The organism is Aromatoleum evansii, from assembly GCF_045689615.1.
Taxonomy (GTDB): domain Bacteria; phylum Pseudomonadota; class Gammaproteobacteria; order Burkholderiales; family Rhodocyclaceae; genus Aromatoleum; species Aromatoleum evansii.
In genome coordinates, this window is record NZ_CP141259.1 from 2,783,609 (window position 1) to 2,801,600 (window position 17,992).

Consider the following 17,992-nt stretch of genomic DNA (forward strand, 5'->3'; position numbering starts at 1 on the left):
GGCGGCAATCGGGAAACCGGGGCGGCGCATGTCGCCCCTGCCCTTCCCGGACTGTCCTCCACCCTCGGATGAGCACGGAAATGACCAAAGAGTATTCTGCAAAACGCCTGCCCAAACTTGCAGGACCGGCGGCATGGGATGAGATCCTCGGACCCCGCACGCCGAATCCCGCGCTCGACGGGGACCGGAGCTGCGATTTCGCCATCGTCGGTGCCGGTTTTGCCGGCCTTTACGCGGCACGCCGCCTCGCACAGCTCAACCCCGGCGCGCGCATCGTCCTGCTCGACGCCGGCTGCATCGGCAAGGGTTCGGCCGGACGCAACTCGGGCTTCATGATCGACCTGCCCCACGAGCTGACCTCGTCCAATTACGCCGGGACCGACGAAGGCTCGGACAGCAGCCTGATCGCACTCAACCGCTGGGGGATCGGATACGCCCGCGAAGCGGTCGTGGAGTACGGGATAGACCCGAACTATTTCGACCCCGTCGGCAAGGTCAACGGCGCGGCCGCCGAGGCCAGCCACGCGCAGAACCTGAGCTATGCGAAGCACCTCGAGAGCCTGGGCGAGCCCTACGAGTTACTTGACGAGAAGGGCATGTTCGAGCTCACGGGCAGCCACTACTATCGCTCGGGCCTGTACACGCCGGGTACGGTCATGCTGCAACCGGCAGGATACGTTCGCGGGCTCGCGCGCGGCCTCGCGCCGCTGGTGGACATCTACGAGAACACGCCGGTGACGGGTTTCCGGCGCGAAGGGTCCGCATGGCACATCAGCACCCCGCGCGGCAGGATCTCCGCCAGCAAGATCATCCTGGCCAACAACGGACATATCGAAAGTTTCGGCTTCAAGCGCGGCCGCCTGATGCACATCATGCTCTTCGCGTGCATGACCGAAGAGCTTGGCCCGAAGGCACTCGCCAAACTCGGCGGACGCAGCCGTTGGGGCGTCACGCCTTCAGACCCTATGGGCACGACGATGCGCCGGATCGACACCGGCCAGGGCGGCAACCGCATCATCACGCGGACCTGCGCGGAGTTCCGTCCGGACATGGAATCCACCGAACATGGCATGCGCCGCGCGACCGAGGTCATGCGCGGCAAATTCGACGCGCGCTTTCCGAATCTCTCCGAGGTGAAGATGGCCTATGTGTGGTCCGGCCACCTGTGCCTGTCGAAGAACAGCGTTTCGGTAACCGGCGAGATCGACGACGGCATCTTCGCCGCCTGCTGCCAGAACGGCCTGGGCGCCATGCGCGGCACGCTGACGGGGATCTGCGCGGCCGAACTCGCCAGCGGCGTATCTTCCCCCGTCACGACCTTCTTCGCCAGGGAGCCCGAACCCACGCGCTTGCCGCCCGAGCCCATTGCCGCCATCGGAGCAAACGCTGTAATTCGCTGGAAGGAGTGGCTGGCGCGGAAGGAGTAAAGGACGATGGATACGCCGCCGCAAACAGCGCCTATTGTGCTGGGAATAGGGCGCTGGTTAAATCGGCCCATGGTCTACAAACGGCGCTACCTTCCCTCTCTCGGGGCTTTCGCAACCTTCGAGGTCGCCGCGAAGCATCTGAGCTTTACGCTTGCCGGTAACGAACTGAACGTCACGCAGGCCGCCATCAGCCAGCAGATCCGCGGATTGGAAAAGGCGCTCGGGACGGTACTGTTTGTCCGCAAGCACAACAGTCTCGAACTGACGACTGCCGGCCAGACCATCCTCGCCGCGGTGAGCAGCGGCCTTGACCGGCTCTGCGAAGCGATCGAGAGCCTCCATCATCCGGAAGAAACGCCGGTCATCACATGTTCGGGCACCAACGCGGCGGTTACGTACTGGTTCAAGCCCTACATGGACCGGTTCCGTTGCATGCACCCCGAAGTCCAGTTCGTCCTGCTCGCATCGGACGAAGACGACACGCTCCGGAATTTCGACGAAGTCGACATCTCGCTAATCTGCGGAAATGAACGCTGTGATGTCGGCGAGACCCTGCATTACCTTTTTCCCGAGATCGTCGAGCCGGTGTGCAGTCCCGAGTACCTGCGCCGCTGCGGACCGTTTCCCGATCCTGCCAGCCTCGCCGGTGCCGAATTGCTCACCCTGCACCCGAAGCACTGGTCGTCGGAGGCGATAGGTTGGTTCCCGATTACCTGGAACGACTGGTTCTCCGCCCACGGCATCGAAGCGCCGAGCCGCCATCCGCCCATCGTCAGCAACAACTATCCGATCCTCGTCGACGCCGCGCTAGCAGGCCACGGTTTCGTCCTCGGCTGGCACCATTTCGTCCGCCCCTTGGTCGCGCAGGGCAGACTCTGCGCGCTCTTCGACGCTCCGCTGCGTGTCGATCGGGGCAGCTACCTCAAAGTGAACAAGTCCTCGCGCGACAAGCCGGCCGTGCAGGAATTCATCGAGTTCATCCTTTCGGATCTCGCCCAAGTGGAACAGGGTCACTTGCCGCGTCCCTGACGGCGCGCACGAGAACTGACGGCCTGTCCGCGCGGCCGGCGGCACCCCTCGCGGCATAAGCCGCGCCTTTTGCGCGAGCCCTGAAAATCCTCGATTGCCGCCATGGTCGGGGCGACCGTACGCTCCCCGATGTCTCGAATAGAAAGGCATGAACAAAAGGCCCGAGACCTTCCCCATGAGATCCGCCACGCCATGGGGTTGAAACATGGGGACAGACATGGACGGAAATATCCATCAAAGCCAGCGTTGCTTCGAGAGCCGCTTGCGCCACGGCAATCTCGCATACGTGGAGAGACGCTCCCCGGAGATCGAGGCGCCGGCGACCTGCCGGCGTGTCGTGTTCGTGCTCCTCGAACGCTTTTCAGTCATGGCATTCACCGGCGCCGTCGACGCGATCGTCACCGCGAACCTCGTCGCGCGCGAGACGCTGTACCGCTTCGAAACCTATAGCCTCGGCGAATCGACGGTACATAGCGACCTCGGGATCGGAATCTCCGTCGACGGCCAACTGACCGCGCTCGATGCGAAGAACATAGACATTCTCATCGTGTGTGGCGGCTACCGGGCCGGCCTGCAACCTCGGCCGCCCGTGGTCGCGAAACTTCGCGAAGTGGCTCATCACCGGGCGACCCTTGGCAGCCTCTGGAACGGCAGCTACCTGCTCGCGCACGCGGGGCTCCTCGACGGCTACGCATGCACGGTGCATCCCGACAGCCGCGCGGGACTCGAAGAAACCTACCCTCGGGTCAGACTGCAACCCCATCCTGTCGTAATCGACCGCGACCGCATCTCGTCTGCGGGCGCAAGCAGTGCTCTCAGCATGATGCTGGCCGTACTACGCCACCATCATGGGGAAGAGGTCGTGCGCGGGGTGGAGGACATCCTCGCCTGTGACCGCCCCATCGAGGACCAGGCGGAGTACCGGCTGCGCGGTGTAGGCGAGGATCCTTGCCTGCCTTCAGCGCTCCGGACCGTTCTTCAGTTGATGGAAAACAACATCGAGGAACCGCTGGAGATCGGCGATCTCGCGCAGCACGCGAGCATCTCGCGCCGTCAGATGGATCGTCTGTTCAAGCGCTACATGAACGCCTCGCCTTCGCGGTACTACCTCGAGACACGCCTCACCCGAGCACGCCGTCTGTTGCAACAAACGAACGAGTCGATCACGAGCATTGCCGTCGCCTGCGGCTTCAGCAATGCCTCCCATTTCAGCCGCTGCTATCGCGAATTCTTCTGCGTTTTGCCCTCGCAAGTCGGCGGCGCACGGCGGAACTGATCAACACCGGCGCTGCCTGCACCCTCGGCACGCATCTACCCGCCGGTCTCGCAGGCATCATATTTCGCGCGCCCGCGCGAGGGCACCCGGATGCCGTGCCTGGAACTGAGCACGTTCGTTCTCTTGAATGCCCTTCGAGTCCGGCGCCTCGACCAGCCCACCGGGCGAAAAGTGGTCACGCGCCCCAACGTCCCGAGCACTCCCGCGCCGATCGAGAAAGCAGTCGCTGACCGCGGACGGCGCGTGATGTGCAACACGTCCGGGATGGAAGATTTTGCGTCCAACCCAGAGCAGCCCTTCGCCACCCCCTTCCCTAACATGCGATCTGGGCAATCCGCCTGAAGAGCGGATCAAGCGCGACACGCAACGTCCGCGCCGCCACCGCCACTCCCAAGGGAGACCACAATGAACGAGGAGATAACGATGAAGCGCTCACCCGCCCGCATTTCGGCCCTGCCCGCCGTCCTTGCCGGAATCATGGTCGCGTTGGGCGGCCTTCCCGCCCACGCCGCCGAAGACGGCGAACTCAAGATCGGCGGTGCGCTGCGCGCGCGCTACGACTACCGCGATTACGGCGACAAAGTCAGCAAGCTGAGCTTCGACACCTTCCGTATCGACGTCAATTACGACTCCTCGACCGTCTTCGGCTCGGCTCAATACCGCTTCTATGGCAGCGCCTACCCGTACGACTATACGAGGGAGATCGGCCGTATCAACTTCCCGTCCTGGGCGTGGCTGGGTTACAAATTCGGCCAGGACACCCGCGTCGTGGCGGGTATCAACCAGGTGCCCTTCGGCCTGCTGCCTTATGTCAGCAGCACCTTCTACCAAAGCCTCGTCAACGTCGTCGGTCTGGAAGACGTCCACAACCTCGGCGCCAAGGTCCAACACAAATTCGGCCCGCTCGACGTGCAGGTCGGTTACTACCCGAAGGACGGCGGCGACTGGACCGGCACTTCGCGTGACGGCAACCGCTACTCGGTCAACGTCGTGAAAGCCGACAGCTATGTGACGGGCGGCAGCGACAACAAGGAGCGCGACCTGTTCGTCGGTCGAGTGGCTTACAAGTTCGAGCATGGCAAGGAGGCGAGCTCGGAGCTGGGCGTCTCCGCGCTGCGATCCACCCTGCGCAACGAGGACACCGACGACGACGGCAGCCGCAAGGCCTATGCGCTGCACTACGGCGGCAAGTTCGGCGCACTGGGCGTGCTCGCCGAGGTCGGCCGCCAGAACATGTCGCCGAAGAACCCTGCGGTCACGGGCAACGACACGGTGACCTTCGGCGCCTACGACGGCTCCTTCAACGTGGCGTCGAAATCGAAGTTCTACTCGGCCGAAGTGAGCTACGCCCTCCCCGGCACTTACGGCCCGGTCAGCGGCATCACGCCCTACCTCAACTACAGCGTCGTCACCAAGGACAAGTCTGGCTACAAGGACTCACAGCGCATCATCGCGGGCGCCCACTTCAGCGCCGGCCCCCTGTTCATCTACACCGAGATGCGCTGGGGCAGGAACGACCCGTACACCGGTGACTACGTGAGCGGCGCCGCCGCCGGCGGCGAGGACAAGTGGAAGAAGGCCTTCTACGCGAACATCGGCTACTACTTCTGATCTTGGGGTCTGTCGGGCGACACGCGCGCCGGTTCGACCCTCGAAATTGCCCCGGGCCCCGCAGGGATCCGGGCAATTTCATCTGCGCCCCGCTTGCGGCGTGTGAATTTGCCAGGAATGGGGCGCCGGTCATCGGCACGACGATCGAATGCATGCCGCCGAAGGGGAGGTTCCTATCCGCATTGCGCGCACGGCTGCGAAGCGGTCGCGCCCCGGAGCGACACGCGGGCTGCGCGTCACACCGGATTGTCGCGCCCCGTCGCGCCGGGCCTGCTGCCGCGGCCCGTGACGGAATCTGCTGTATATTCGGCTCGGCTCACGGCGGTTCCGGACACGTGGAGGCAATGAATGGGGGACAAACTGCGGCAACCGCCGCGCAGCTTCGACAGCCGCATGCGGCACAGCAACAAGGCCTATCTGCAGGGCCAGCCGTCCCGCGACGTACATCCTCCGATCTGCCGCCGGATCGGTTTCGTGCTGCTCGAACACTTCTCGATGATGGCCTTTACCGGCGCCGTCGACGCGATCGTCACCGCCAACCTGATCAGTCGCAAGCCGCTCTACCGCTTCGAGATATACAGCCTCGAAGGGGCGACGGTGCGCAGCGACCTGGGCATCAACATTTCGGTCGACGGCGAGTTGGTCGGGCTGGACACGAAGGATCTCGACCTCCTGATCATCTGCGGCGGCTTCCGCTCGAATCTCGAACCGCGGCGTCCGGTTGTCGAAAAGCTGCGCGAGGCAGCGCGGCGCCGGGTGATTTTGGGCAGCCTGTGGAACGGCAGCTACCTGCTCGCGCACGCCGGCCTGCTGGATGGTTACAGCTGCACCGTGCATCCGGACAGCCGCGCCGGACTCGAGGAGTTGCGCCCCCAGGTCCGGCTCCTGCCCAATTCCTTTGTCATTGACCGGGACCGCATTTCGTCGGCGGGGGCCAACAGTGCGTTGGGCATGATGCTCGCGGTGATCCGCCATCACCATGGTGACGAGACGGTTCGCGGCATCGAGGAGATCCTCGCCTGCGACCGGACTCTGGACGACCTGCCCGACAGTCCGATGCCGACACTGGTGGACGATCCCACCTTCCCTGAAGTGCTCCAGGCCGTCCTGCAACTGATGAAGAACAATATCGAGGAACCGTTGAGCATAGAGGAGCTCGCCCTGCGGGCGCGGGTTTCCCAGCGCCAGCTCGATCGCCTTTTCCAGCGCCACCTCAGTACGACCCCATCACGCTATTACCTGGAAGCCCGTCTCACCCGCGCGCGCCGCCTGCTCCAGCAGACCAATGAACCGATCACCAGCATCGCAATCGCTTGCGGCTTCAGCAGCACGCCCCACTTCAGCCGCTGCTATCGCGAGTTCTTCGGCGTGCCGCCGTCCCAGGTCAGCGCGAGGCACCGTCGCGGCTGATCGCTACCGGTGCCGGCTTTCCCGCGCCGACGTCATCGCTCGATGACGAGGTCGCTCCGCGGCGTGCTGCAGCAGGGAAGGATCAAGCCCTGATCGACTCGCGTTGGCGGATGCCCTCGCCATGGACCATGTCCACCTCGCCGGAAACGAGGCGCGACTTGCAGGTGCCGCACACGCCCTTGGCGCAGGACGATGGCAGCCCCAGGCCCGCCACGCGCGCCGCGTCGAGCAGCTTCTGTCCAGGCGCGCAAACCACTGTACGGCCGCTTTTCGCGAACTCGACGGTGAAACCGACTGCGTCGGCAGCGCTTGTATCGTTTGCCTCACCGGCGTCCTCGCATTCCTGATCGTTTGGCGTGTCGGCGAAGCTGAAGCTTTCCTCGTGATAGTGCTTCATGTCAAAGCCACCCCCGGCCAGCAAGGCCCGGACGGCTGCCATGTAAGGCTCCGGTCCGCAGCAGAAGATCTCGCGCTCGGCGAAGTCGGGAGGCCCGCAAGGCGATGCGGGTGGAGTACCTCACGGCAATCGCCGATCGGGGCTATTTCAAGAGCGAAGAGATCCTCGCCTGCCACAAAGCCGGCATCGTGCCGCTCGTTCCGAAAGGCACGACTTCCAACGCGAAAGCAGAGGGACGGTTCGACCGGGCAGACTTCGTGTACGACCGTGACAACTACGAGTACGTATGTCCGGCGGGCGAGCGCCTGATCTGGCGCTTGGCGCGAGTCGAGGCGGGGCTGACGATGAATCGCTACTGGAGCTCATCCTGCCCGCGATGTGCCATCAAGGACCAGTGCACGCACTGTGCCTATTGGCGTGTCAGTCGCTGGGTCCATGAGGAAGAGCTGAAGGTCATGCAGGCGCGGCTCGATGAAGCGCCCGACAGCAGCGTATTCGACGTCGGACGGTCGAACACCCCTTCGGTACCCTCAAGGCGTGGATGGGCGCGACTCACTTACTGACCAAAGGCCTCGAACGCGTCCGAACGGAGATGAGTCTGCACGTTCTGTGCGTACAACCTGAAGCGAGTGATGAATCTGATGGGAAACGAGGCGCTGATGGCGGCGATGCGGGCCTGAAGGAGGCCTTTTTACGCCCTCAACAAAGCCACCTCGTTGCCATTGAATAACGCTGACTGCCACGAAGCGCGCCGAAGAGACTCACTGTTGCGCATCCGCAGCCGTCTTTACAGCCTCGGCCAATTGCAGCGCTGCAAATCCAGTGCAGAACCGTACAACAATTAAATTGGACCTGCTAACTAAGCCGTTGCTTCCTTGATCAACCAATCCCGGAAGGCAACGAGGTCCGGCTTATCGGAAAGCTCGGCACGATAAACAACGTAATAGGCGAGACGCGAAGGGAACGTTATTTCCGGAAAAAGCCGAACCAAGCGTCCGGCGGCCAGATCGTCATGCACCATAACGCTGCGGGCGAGTGCGATCCCCTGCCCTTCGGCCGCGGCTTGCAAGACAGCCGCTGAGTTGTTGATTTTCATGCCGCGTGCAGTAGCAACATCGGTCACCCCCGCTCTCTGTAGCCATGCGTCCCATGAGGGAAAGGCAGCATGGCTGTCCATCGACAAGTCGTGGATCAGGGTCTCCCGCGCCAACTCATTCGGATTCTGCAAGCGTCCGGGCGCGTGTAGCAGCTTGGGTGAGCATACCGGAAAAACCTCCTCGTCCATGAGCTTGTCTGCCGTAAGTCCGGGCCAGTTTCCCAAGCCATAACGCACCCCGATATCGACACGCTGGGCAACGAAATCCACCGCCTTGAGGCTTGTTTCCAGGCGCACGTCCGTGTCGGGCCAAGCGGACTGGAAGCGGTCGATGCGTGGCAGCAGCCACTTGGCGGCAAAGGCCGGGCTGACGGTTACGGTGAGCACTCCCCCGGCGGAGCCCTCCTTGAGCCGTTCCAGGCCGATCGCCAGTCTGTCGAAACCTGCCCGGATGTCCGGCAAGGCACGTTCGGCCGCCTCGGTTGCGACGAGTCGCGCCCGTCCGCTGGCACTGCGAAGGAACAGCGGCGTCCCCAGCCAGTCCTCCAGCGCGCGCACGAGTTGCCCGACGGCAGCCGGGGTGACATGGAGTTCAGTCGCTGCCGCGGAAAAGCTCCGATGGCGGGCGCTGACCTCGAATGCACGCAATGCATGCAGATGGACAGGCAGCTTCACGATGAGAAATTTTTTCTTTGCGGTAGGAATACTTTATCTGATTTGTCCGGGGAGGCAAATCGGCGAAGAATTCAACCCAATCCACCAAGACGTCAGCGGCAAGTACGCAATCGGGTGCAGCACTACACATGCCGGCAAGGGCAAATAGTTTTTCTACCACGAAACAGAGGCATCGGGATGAGCGGTCAATTTAAGGGCAAGAAGCTGCTGGTTGTCGGCGGCAGCAGCGGGATGGGGTTCGAGACTGCGCGAATGGTGCTGACCGAAGGCGGCAGCGCAGTGATCGTCGGCCATCGCCCGGAGAAGACCGAGGCGGCCCGCAAGGAACTGGCCACCCTGGGCCAAGTCGCGGCACTGACGGCCGATCTGTCGAGCAACGAAGGTCTGACCGCCTTGCGCAAGGCGATCGAAGAGCAGCATTCGGATATCGAGCTGCTCGTGAATGCGGCCGGCGTGTTCTTCCCCAAGCCCTTCCTGGAACACAGTGACGCCGACTACGATCAGTACATGAAGCTGAACAAGGCGTTCTTCTTCATCACCCAGCAGGTCGCCGCCAACCTGGTCGCAAAGGGCCACCCGGGCGCAATCGTCAATATCGGTTCGATGTGGGCCAAGCAGGCCATCGCGGCGACACCGTCGTCGGCCTACTCCATGGCCAAGGCTGGTCTGCATGCGCTGACCCAGCATCTGGCCATGGAGCTGGCACCGAAGAATATCCGCGTCAACGCGGTGTCGCCGGCGGTGGTGGAGACCCCGATCTACGAAGGCTTCATCCCGAAGGCCGAGGTGCACAGCGCCCTGCAGGGCTTCAACGGCTTCCACCCGATCGGCCGTGTCGGCACGCCGCAGGATGTCGCCGAAGCGATCACCTTCCTGCTGTCGGACAAGGCGAGTTGGGTCACCGGCGCGGTCTGGGACGTCGATGGTGGCGTGATGGCCGGTCGCAACTGATGTGGCTCGGGCAAAAAGCAGCCCTTTTGACCGCCCCCCTCAGCTCAACAACGCTCTTAACCGGGAGAAACGAAATGGTCTATCTGCAAATCACCCTCAACATCGCCAACGCCAACCGGGCCGCCGCCTCCGAGATCTACCAGAAGTACAAGGCGCCGTTCCTCGACACCATCACCGGTGCAAAATCGAAGACACTGCTCGTGCGCAAGGAAGACGTGCAGGTGCTGCATGGCTTCGACAACATGGAAAATGCGAGCGCCTACCTGCAAAGCGCGCTGTTCAGCGCTGACGTGGTCGGCGCTCTCAAACCGCTGCTGGATGCCGTGCCCGAGGTGCGCATCTACCAGGTCGCCTGATCCCCTAATGTGGCAAGTCCGCAGCCCCTCGCATCGTCATCCCGACAGTCATCGCCATGAAGACTCCCGTCCTCGTCGTCGGAGGTGGTCTCGCCGGTCTGACCGCAGCCCGTCACCTCCATCGAGCCGGTATCGGCTTTCAGCTTCTCGAGGCCCGAGACCGGTTGGGAGGGCGGATTCTGTCGACTGACGCCGCGGGCCTGGCGTCGGATGACGGCTTCGATCTCGGCCCCTCATGGTTCTGGCCCGGCATGCAGTCGGCGATGAGTTACCTCGTGGCTGACCTTGGATTGTCCGCCTTTCCGCAGAACAGCGAGGGCGACATGCTCTTTCAGCGGATGCACGGTGAAGCTCCGCGACGCTTTCAAGGCATGCGTCAGGAGCCGGAGTCGATGCGGCTGATCGGGGGCACCGGAGCCATCGTCGCCGCTCTCGCCGAGGGGCTGCCGAAGACCGAAATCCGGCTGGGTGCGCGGGTGACGCATGTCACGCTCAATGAACCGGAAGTCGAGGTTCGTCTTGTCGATGCGAAGGGCACCACCCAGACCATGCGGGCGATGCACGTCCTTTTCGCGTTGCCCCCGCGCCTGCTCGAGGCCACGGTCGCGTTCTCGCCCGCCCTCGATGCGGTAACAGCCCGGAACTGGCGTGACACGCCAACCTGGATGGCGCCACACGCAAAGTTTTTCGCACTCTACGACCGGCCATTTTGGCGAGAGGCGGGTCTCTCCGGCACGGCGCAAAGCACAGTCGGCCCGCTGGTGGAGATCCACGATGCGACGACCGCTTCGGGGAAGGCGGCCTTGTTTGGCTTTGTCGGTGTTTCTGCCCAACAGCGTGCAAAGCTTGGGCGCGATGTAATCGTCCAGGCGTCCATCCGACAACTCGCCCAATTGTTCGGGCCGGAGGCCGGCACCCCCCGCGCCACCTTGTTCAAGGATTGGGCCGTTGATCCGCTGACTGCGACCGATGACGACAGGCGCACGGATCGTCATCCGATTTCAGTTGGCCTCGCATCCGTGCCGGGGGAATGGCAGAACCGCATCTTGCTGGCCGGTAGCGAAGCCGGGCGCCGGGACGCGGGCTATCTCGCCGGGGCCATCGAAGCGGCCGAGTACGCAGTCATGCAGATCATGAACGAATTGGAGGCGGCCTCATGAAGGCGACCTATCGCGCCATGCAGGTGACGAAGCCTGGTTCGCTGGAACTCGTCGAACGCTATACGCCCACGCCTGGAAAAGGCGAGGTGCTGATTGAAGTCGAAGCCTGCGGTATCTGCGGCGCCGATGCATCCGACATTGAGGGAGCGGATCCGGCGTTACAGCCGCCACGCGTACCGGGCCATGAGGTCGTCGGCCGCATCCTCGCCATCGGCGAGTACGTCCCGTCGATCTGGAAGCTCGGGCAACGCGTCGGCGTCGGCCGCCTCGGCGGCCATTGCCATGAATGCGCCCAGTGCCGTCAGGGCCAGTTCCAACTTTGCGAGAACCAGCCCTTCGTTGGCGCATCCTGCGACGGCGGCTATGCTGAGATGATGCTGGCGCGGAGTTCCGGGCTGGTGTCGATTCCCGGTGAACTCGCCGCCGAAGAGGCCGCGCCGATCCTCTGCGCCGGGATCGCCACCTTCAACGCGCTCAAGAAATCGGGCGCAGAAGCGGGCGATCTCGTCGCGATCCAGGGTATCGGCGGCCTCGGACACATGGCGCTGCAGTATGCCCGCAGGATGGGCTACAAGGTCGCCGCCATCGGACGCGGGCGGGAGATTGCCGAGACGGCCCTGGCGCTCGGCGCACACGTCTATATCGATACCCGAACCGAGGATGCCGCAACCCGGCTCAAGTCACTGGGCGGGGCAACCGCAATCGTCACGACCATTGGCAACGTGGAAGCGGTTTCCTCCCTGATGCCCGGCCTGGCACCACGCGGCAGGCTGGTACTGCTCGGCGCGGGTAAGGACCCGTTGCCCGTGTCAGTGGGCCCTCTTGTGGTCGGTGAGCGCAGCGTACTCGGATCAATCACGGGCACGCCCTACGAGAACGAGAAGGCGCTCGACTTCAGCGTCCTGGCCGGCGTGCGCCCCCGGGTTGAGACCATGCCGCTGGAAAGGGCGTTCGAAGCCTATCAAAGGATGAAGTCTGGCGACGTGAAATTTCGAATGGTGTTGACGATGAAGAAGACGCGCGATGGACAATAACGGCGAAACTGAGCAGGCTTCACCGGCCCACTACGCTTGCGGCAGGAGCAATATCGTAAGGCTGACGGTCGCGCAGGCGCTCTCGGGAGCGAACGCTGTGGTCGTCTATGCAACTGGTGCCATCGTCGGAAACATGCTGGCGCCCAGTCCGGCGCTGGCAACGCTGCCGATCACGATCTTCGTGCTGGGGATGGCGGCCTGCTCCTTACCGGCCGGCGTCATCGCCCGACGCCACGGTCGCCGCGCCGCCTTCCTGGTCGGCACGGGCTGCGGCGTGCTGGTCGGCTTGCTCGCTGCTTTGGCGGTGGTGCTGGGCCTCTTCTGGCTATTCTGTGCGGCAACGTTGTTCGGCGGCGCCTATGCCGCCGTGGTCCTTTCGTTCCGCTTCGCGGCCGCAGACTGCGTGCCGCCGACGCGGCGCCCTCGGGCGCTGTCCTTCGTCATGGCGGGCGGGGTCGTTGCCGGGGTGATCGGGCCGCAACTCGTGACCTACACCATGGATCTATGGACGCCATACACCTTCGCGGGGACCTTTCTGGCTCAGGCAGCCGTAGCTGCCTTGTCGGCAATCGTCCTGCTTGGCGTCCGTCTGCCCGCGCCGACGGCGGAAGAGCTTGCCGGCGGCCGTCCGATCGGCGTCATCGCCCGCCAGCCCGAATTCATCACGGCCGTAACCTGCGGGGTCGTCTCGTATCTCCTGATGAACTTCCTCATGACTGCCGCGCCGCTCGCCATGCGGCTGTGCGGCCTGTCACAGGAATCGGCGAACCTCGGTGTGCAGTGGCACGTGATCGCGATGTACGCCCCGAGCTTCTTCACCGGCCGGCTGATCACACACTTCGGCGCGCACCGGGTGGTCGCAGCGGGCCTGGCGCTGACCGCGCTCTCGGCCGCCGTGGGCCTGTTGGGCGCCGATGTCGCGCATTTCTGGCTCACGCTTATCCTGCTCGGCATGGGTTGGAATTTTGGCTTCGTGGGCGCATCGGCGCTCGTGCTGGAGTGTCATCGCCCGGAGGAAAAGACCCGCGTCCAGTCGTTCAATGACTTCGTCGTATTCGGGACGGTGGCCTTCGGCTCGCTGCTGTCCGGCAGCGTGCTGACCGCATACGGATGGAACACCGTGCTTTGGCTGTCGTTCGTTCCTCTCGCGCTGGCAACTCTCACACTCGCACGTTCAGGGGCGAACCGCAGTATCCGTGCCCCAGCGTGACTTGAATCACTCCGAGCAACGTCTGGGCAAGATTCGCTGCTGTCTCGAACTTCAGCTCTGAGGCAAAGCTGCTGCATGGCCTGTGCGAGCAGTTGGGCCTGAGTTGCACTCCCTGCTATGTCAGCAACTGCGCCCTCTACGGGTACCTCCTTCCGAGGGCACCTCGAACCCAAGCTTGACGTTACTCATCGACACCAGAGTTCTGAAGCGCTTGACGTTATTGTTCTCGAAGAACAGCTCCCGGGTCAGAATCGTGTATTGCTCCATGTCCTTCACCAGGAAGACCAGCACGAAGGTCAGCGCCCGATCCGAGCGCTGCGCTGCCCCCTGCCGCCACTGGCGAATCCAGTAACCCAGCGACTTTTTGCTCACGCCGTGCTCGGCACAATACGCTGATTGGGTCTGACCGCTGCGGCGCCACCGCTCTACGTGCTCGCGCCAGCGCGCAGCGCGCTCGGATTGCTCACTCATTACGATCTCCTGGTGAAAACCAGGAGTGTCAGCAAACCAGGCAGGAAATTACAGGTGGGGGCGGCGGACGCTTACGAACGACCGGCAGCATCGCAGCGTGGATCTGCCGCCCAGGGCCCCGTGCCGCCGCAGGACAGATCCACGCAGCTCCATTCGGATCCCCCTTGGGCCGCGGATTACCACCTGGGGGCACTGCGGATCATCTGCTCGGCTGACTCGGCGTCGAGCGGCTGACCGAAGTAGTAGCCTTGGCCATAGTCGACCCCCAGGGCCCGCAGCCGCGCCAGCTGGGCCGCGTTCTCGACACCTTCGGCGATCACGCTCATGTCGAGCGTGCGGGCCAGCGTGACGATGGTCTGCACGATGTCGTCGGCCGTGCGGTCCGCGTCCATACGGCGCACGAAGGAGGCGTCGACCTTCAAGGTGTCGAGCGGGAAGCGGTGAAGGTATGACAGCGACGAATAACCGGTGCCGAAGTCGTCCATCAGGAGCTCGATTCCAAGCGCGCGCAGCTTCGCCAGCACGGCGGCCGCTGCTTCGGCGTGCTCCATCAGCACCGTCTCGGTCACCTCCAGCTTGAGGCTTCCGGCGTCGAGACCGGTTTCGGCCAGCACCGCCCGGATCTGCTCAAGCAGGTCCGGCTGCGCGAACTGGCGACCGGCGAGGTTTACGCTGATCTTCCCCGCCGCACACTCCGGAAAGCGCTGATGCCAGTCCTGCATTTGCCGGCAGGCCTCGGACAGCACCCAGCGGCCGATCGACACGATGAGACCCGTCTCCTCGGTGAGCGGAATGAACTCGCCCGGGGGCACCAGCGTGCCGTCGGTCCGGAGCATTCGCACCAGCGCTTCGAAGCCGGCCAGTTCGCCGGTGGGTAGGGCGACGATGGGCTGGTAGTAGACGCGGAACTCGTCGCCGCGAGTCACCGCCTGACGCAACTGTGTCTCCATGTCGAGCAGGGCGACCACGCGCTCGCGCATGTCTGCGGCAAAGACTTCCTGGCACGCGCCTCCCCGCCGCGCAGCGTTGTGCGCGGCTGTCTCGGCATCACGAAGAATGTCGGCCGGATCGGCGTAGTCCGGCCGGCTCAAGGCAACCCCCACGCTCGCCGACGAGAAGAGCGGGTGCCCGTCCACGTTGAAGCCGGCTGCCAGCTCGTTCTGCAGCCGCTCCGCAAAGCGTATCGCCTCTGCCGCATCGCTGGTCTCGTCGAGCAGGATCGCGAAATTTTTGCCGCCTAGCCTCGCCGCCGTGTCACCGGGGCGAAGCCTGGAGCCGAGGTAGTGCGCGACCGCGATCAGGAACTCGTCGGCGACGGTCGCGCCCAGGCTGTCGCCGATCAGGCGGAGGCGGTCCAGGCTGATGAAAAGCAGGGCAAACCCGTGCGCTTTGCCAAGCCGGTGGCGGTCGAGGGCGTCGCCGAGACGCGTCAGCAGTAATGCGCGGTTCGGCAGACCGGTCAGGCCGTCACGCAACAATTCTTCCTCGACCACTGAGCCGAGCACGAGACGCGCGGAAGCGGCGCCGATGATGCCGGACAATTGCGCCTCGCAGTAGCGCGCCAGGTCGGCATCCACCTCCCGGGGCCAGTCGAGGCCGCGTCGCATCGCATAGGAGGTCAAGGATTGACGGGCATTCTCGGGACCCAGGAAGCGCTGCATGAGCGCGTACAGGTCAAGCAGCGAGCCCCGTGCGCCCCAAACGCGTTTGGTGTCGCGATCGTGCGTCGATGCGTCGACGAACAAGGCTGCCTGGGTCCGTTCCACGCTGCTCTGATCGCTGAGGACCGACACAGCCACGTAGGCGCCGATGTTGGCGAACATGCTCCAAAAAACCGCGTGGCTCATCTCGTTGAGGCCGTTGAGGCCGAACAGCGCGAGCGGGTGCAGCAGCGCGACACCAAACGGACCCTGTTCGAGCAGCGACGCGGGCAGGAAACCCCCGCGAGCGAACGCGGGCACCACCAGCGTGTAGCCCCAGACCAGGAAACCGCCGGCGAGGCCCGCCATGGCACCGGCCTTTGTGCCGCCCTTCCAGTACAGGCCACCGAGCAGCGCGGGCCCGAACTGCGCCACTGCGGCAAGCGAAATCAGTCCAATCGAGGCCAACGCAGAGGCTTCGGCGGCCACCCGGTAATACACATAGGCGAGCAGCATGCCGACCACGATCGTGGCGCGGCGAATCGCGAGGACCAAGCCCGAGAGATCGGTTCGCTCCGTCAATCGTAGCGCCTTGATGCGCAGCAGGACGGGCATCACAAGGTCGTTACACACCATCGTCGACAGCGCAATGGTTTCGACGATGACCATGCCGGTGCCCGCGGCGAAGCCGCCGAGGAAGACGAGCAGGGTGAGCGCCTGCTGCCCGCCGGATATGGGGAGGCGGAGGACAAAGGTGTCGGGACTCACCGCGCTGTCGACGCCGAACTGCAGCAGGCCAGCGAAGGCGATGGGCAGGACGAAGAGGTCGAACAGGAAGAAGTAGAGCGGAAACAGCCAGATCGCGCGGTTGACGTGCGTCTCGTCGACGTTCTCGATCACCGCCACCTGGAACTGCCGGGGCAGGAACATCACTGCGAGCATGGCGACGAAGCCGATCGAGAAAAGTGAGCCCCAGCTGTAGTGGGCGCCGCCTTCGACACTGCCCACCGTGAACAGCGCGGCCATCTGCGGTACCTCGGCCGCGCGCCTGAAGATGTCGCCGGGGCCGTCGTACATACCCCATGTGACGAACGTGCCGACGGCGATAAAGGCGAGGAGCTTGACCACCGAGTCGAAGGCGATCGCCGCGACCATGCCTTCGTGCCGCTCGGCCAGGTCGAGCTTGCGGGTGCCGAACACCACCGTGAAGGCCGCCAGCAGCACGGTCACGTAGAACTCCGTGTCGTGCCACATGCTTTCGGTCTGCGACGAGACCGCCAGGACGTCCGCCTCGTCACGCAGGACGTCGAAGCTCATCGAGATGGCCTTGAGCTGCAGCGAGACGTAGGGCGTGACGCCGACCAGCGCGATCACCGTCACCAGCCCCGCCAGCAGCGGGCTCTTGCCGTAGCGCGAGGAGATGAAGTCGGCCAGCGAGGTGAGCCGATTGTCCTTGGCGATACGGATGATCTTTCGCAGCACCATCCACCACAGGGCCGCTATCACGCACGATCCGACGTTCGGCGGCACAAAGCCGATGCCTGCGGTGGCGGCGAGCCCGACGTCGCCATAGAAACCCCACGCGGTCTGCCAGACGCAGAGCGAAAGCGCGTAGACGTAGGGATTGGCGATCAGGCTGCGTCCGGCGTCGGCGGCGCGCTCGCCCAGGTAGGCGATGACGAAGAGCAGGCCGAGATATCCGGCAACCGCCGCCGCGATGATCCATGTCGACAAGATGCAGGCTCCGAGCGGCGGCCGAGCGGGACCGCGCTCGCCGTTAGCCGCTACGTCCGCTCGATCACCAGCACCAGGAGGGCAATCAGCAATGCCCAGGCCACAAAGGTATATACGTAAAGAATTGGGACATCGCCGATCAGCACCGGGCGATTGAACAGGCCTAGCAGCGGATGGTTGAACAGCAGCACCCCCAGGATGAACAGCGCCGCCAGGCGATACATCTTGATGTTCGGCCTTTTCATTGTGTCCCCTCCCGAATGGTCCTTCGGCAACCGACCTCTTCGCTCCCCGCGTTACAAGGATAGGAAACGGCTTCGGGCATTGCACGAAGTCTCGATCAAGCTGGCACCGATCCAAGAGCCCGAGGTGTTGCACATCGCTGGCACATATCGGCACATCCGCCATCAGGCCGGCGTGGCGAAGTCCAAGAACGCCGGCCCGCTACCCGCTGGCGCCGCCGGCGTTCGTGTAGCGTTTGCATCGTCCGTCCCCACTTCCCCGCATTGCACCTA

At 64.0% G+C, this 17,992-nt stretch carries 15 protein-coding genes and 1 pseudogene; 11 read left to right on the plus strand and 5 right to left on the minus strand.

Annotation, left to right across the window (positions count from 1 at the left end):
- Positions 1 to 80 precede the first annotated feature (80 nt).
- The 5 genes from U5817_RS13120 (at position 81) to U5817_RS13140 (ending at position 6,753) form a co-directional block, all read left to right on the plus strand.
- Positions 81 to 1,427 (plus strand): NAD(P)/FAD-dependent oxidoreductase, encoded by a 1,347-nt coding sequence (locus U5817_RS13120; protein WP_407277595.1) that lies wholly within the window; start codon positions 81 to 83, stop codon positions 1,425 to 1,427.
- 6 nt (positions 1,428 to 1,433) lie between these two features.
- The gene (locus U5817_RS13125) at positions 1,434 to 2,456 is read left to right on the plus strand and encodes a LysR substrate-binding domain-containing protein (RefSeq protein ID WP_407277596.1); all 1,023 of its coding nucleotides are present in this window, start codon (positions 1,434 to 1,436) and stop codon (positions 2,454 to 2,456) included.
- A 337-nt stretch (positions 2,457 to 2,793) separates the two neighbouring features.
- Entirely contained in the window at positions 2,794 to 3,732 is a 939-nt protein-coding gene (locus U5817_RS13130) for a GlxA family transcriptional regulator (RefSeq protein WP_407277597.1), read from the plus strand.
- Positions 3,733 to 4,155: 423 nt separating this feature from the next.
- Complete coding sequence (locus tag U5817_RS13135; RefSeq protein ID WP_407277598.1) at positions 4,156 to 5,343, plus strand: hypothetical protein; 1,188 nt, start codon at positions 4,156 to 4,158, stop codon at positions 5,341 to 5,343.
- A gap of 348 nt (positions 5,344 to 5,691) precedes the next feature.
- Positions 5,692 to 6,753, plus strand: a complete 1,062-nt coding sequence (locus tag U5817_RS13140) for a GlxA family transcriptional regulator (protein WP_407277599.1) — start codon at positions 5,692 to 5,694, stop codon at positions 6,751 to 6,753.
- A gap of 82 nt (positions 6,754 to 6,835) precedes the next feature.
- Here U5817_RS13140 and U5817_RS13145 read toward each other — a convergent pair whose 3' ends face one another.
- The gene (locus tag U5817_RS13145) at positions 6,836 to 7,192 is read right to left on the minus strand and encodes a flavin reductase family protein (protein ID WP_407277600.1); all 357 of its coding nucleotides are present in this window, start codon (positions 7,190 to 7,192) and stop codon (positions 6,836 to 6,838) included.
- Between the two features lie 41 nt (positions 7,193 to 7,233).
- Here U5817_RS13145 and U5817_RS13150 point away from each other — a divergent pair.
- Positions 7,234 to 7,830: pseudogene (locus U5817_RS13150) on the plus strand (transposase); the annotation flags it as partial.
- A 179-nt stretch (positions 7,831 to 8,009) separates the two neighbouring features.
- Here U5817_RS13150 and gcvA read toward each other — a convergent pair.
- Entirely contained in the window at positions 8,010 to 8,921 is a 912-nt protein-coding gene (gene gcvA / locus U5817_RS13155) for a transcriptional regulator GcvA (RefSeq protein WP_407277601.1), read from the minus strand.
- A 177-nt stretch (positions 8,922 to 9,098) separates the two neighbouring features.
- Here gcvA and U5817_RS13160 point away from each other — a divergent pair, with 177 nt between their 5' ends.
- The 5 genes from U5817_RS13160 (at position 9,099) to U5817_RS13180 (ending at position 13,632) form a co-directional block, all read left to right on the plus strand.
- Positions 9,099 to 9,872, plus strand: coding sequence for an SDR family NAD(P)-dependent oxidoreductase (locus tag U5817_RS13160; RefSeq protein ID WP_407277602.1), 774 nt, complete (start codon positions 9,099 to 9,101; stop codon positions 9,870 to 9,872).
- Between the two features lie 74 nt (positions 9,873 to 9,946).
- Positions 9,947 to 10,228 (plus strand): hypothetical protein, encoded by a 282-nt coding sequence (locus tag U5817_RS13165; protein WP_407277603.1) that lies wholly within the window; start codon positions 9,947 to 9,949, stop codon positions 10,226 to 10,228.
- Between the two features lie 56 nt (positions 10,229 to 10,284).
- The gene (locus U5817_RS13170) at positions 10,285 to 11,388 is read left to right on the plus strand and encodes a flavin monoamine oxidase family protein (RefSeq protein ID WP_407277604.1); all 1,104 of its coding nucleotides are present in this window, start codon (positions 10,285 to 10,287) and stop codon (positions 11,386 to 11,388) included.
- A complete protein-coding gene (locus U5817_RS13175) occupies positions 11,385 to 12,422 on the plus strand; it encodes an alcohol dehydrogenase (protein ID WP_407277605.1) in 1,038 nt (345 codons plus the stop codon). Before U5817_RS13170 ends, U5817_RS13175 begins: the two co-directional genes overlap by 4 nt.
- The gene (locus U5817_RS13180) at positions 12,412 to 13,632 is read left to right on the plus strand and encodes an MFS transporter (RefSeq protein ID WP_407277606.1); all 1,221 of its coding nucleotides are present in this window, start codon (positions 12,412 to 12,414) and stop codon (positions 13,630 to 13,632) included. Before U5817_RS13175 ends, U5817_RS13180 begins: the two co-directional genes overlap by 11 nt.
- A gap of 120 nt (positions 13,633 to 13,752) precedes the next feature.
- Here the strand turns inward: U5817_RS13180 and tnpA are convergent, their stop codons facing one another.
- From tnpA to U5817_RS13195, 3 genes are all read right to left on the minus strand, one after another.
- Entirely contained in the window at positions 13,753 to 14,103 is a 351-nt protein-coding gene (gene tnpA, locus U5817_RS13185; protein ID WP_407277607.1) for an IS66 family insertion sequence element accessory protein TnpA, read from the minus strand.
- Positions 14,104 to 14,279: 176 nt separating this feature from the next.
- A complete protein-coding gene (locus U5817_RS13190; RefSeq protein ID WP_407277608.1) occupies positions 14,280 to 17,477 on the minus strand; it encodes a sodium:solute symporter family transporter in 3,198 nt (1,065 codons plus the stop codon).
- A gap of 50 nt (positions 17,478 to 17,527) precedes the next feature.
- Positions 17,528 to 17,722, minus strand: coding sequence for a hypothetical protein (locus tag U5817_RS13195; RefSeq protein WP_407277609.1), 195 nt, complete (start codon positions 17,720 to 17,722; stop codon positions 17,528 to 17,530).
- Between the last annotated feature and the right edge of the window lie 270 nt (positions 17,723 to 17,992).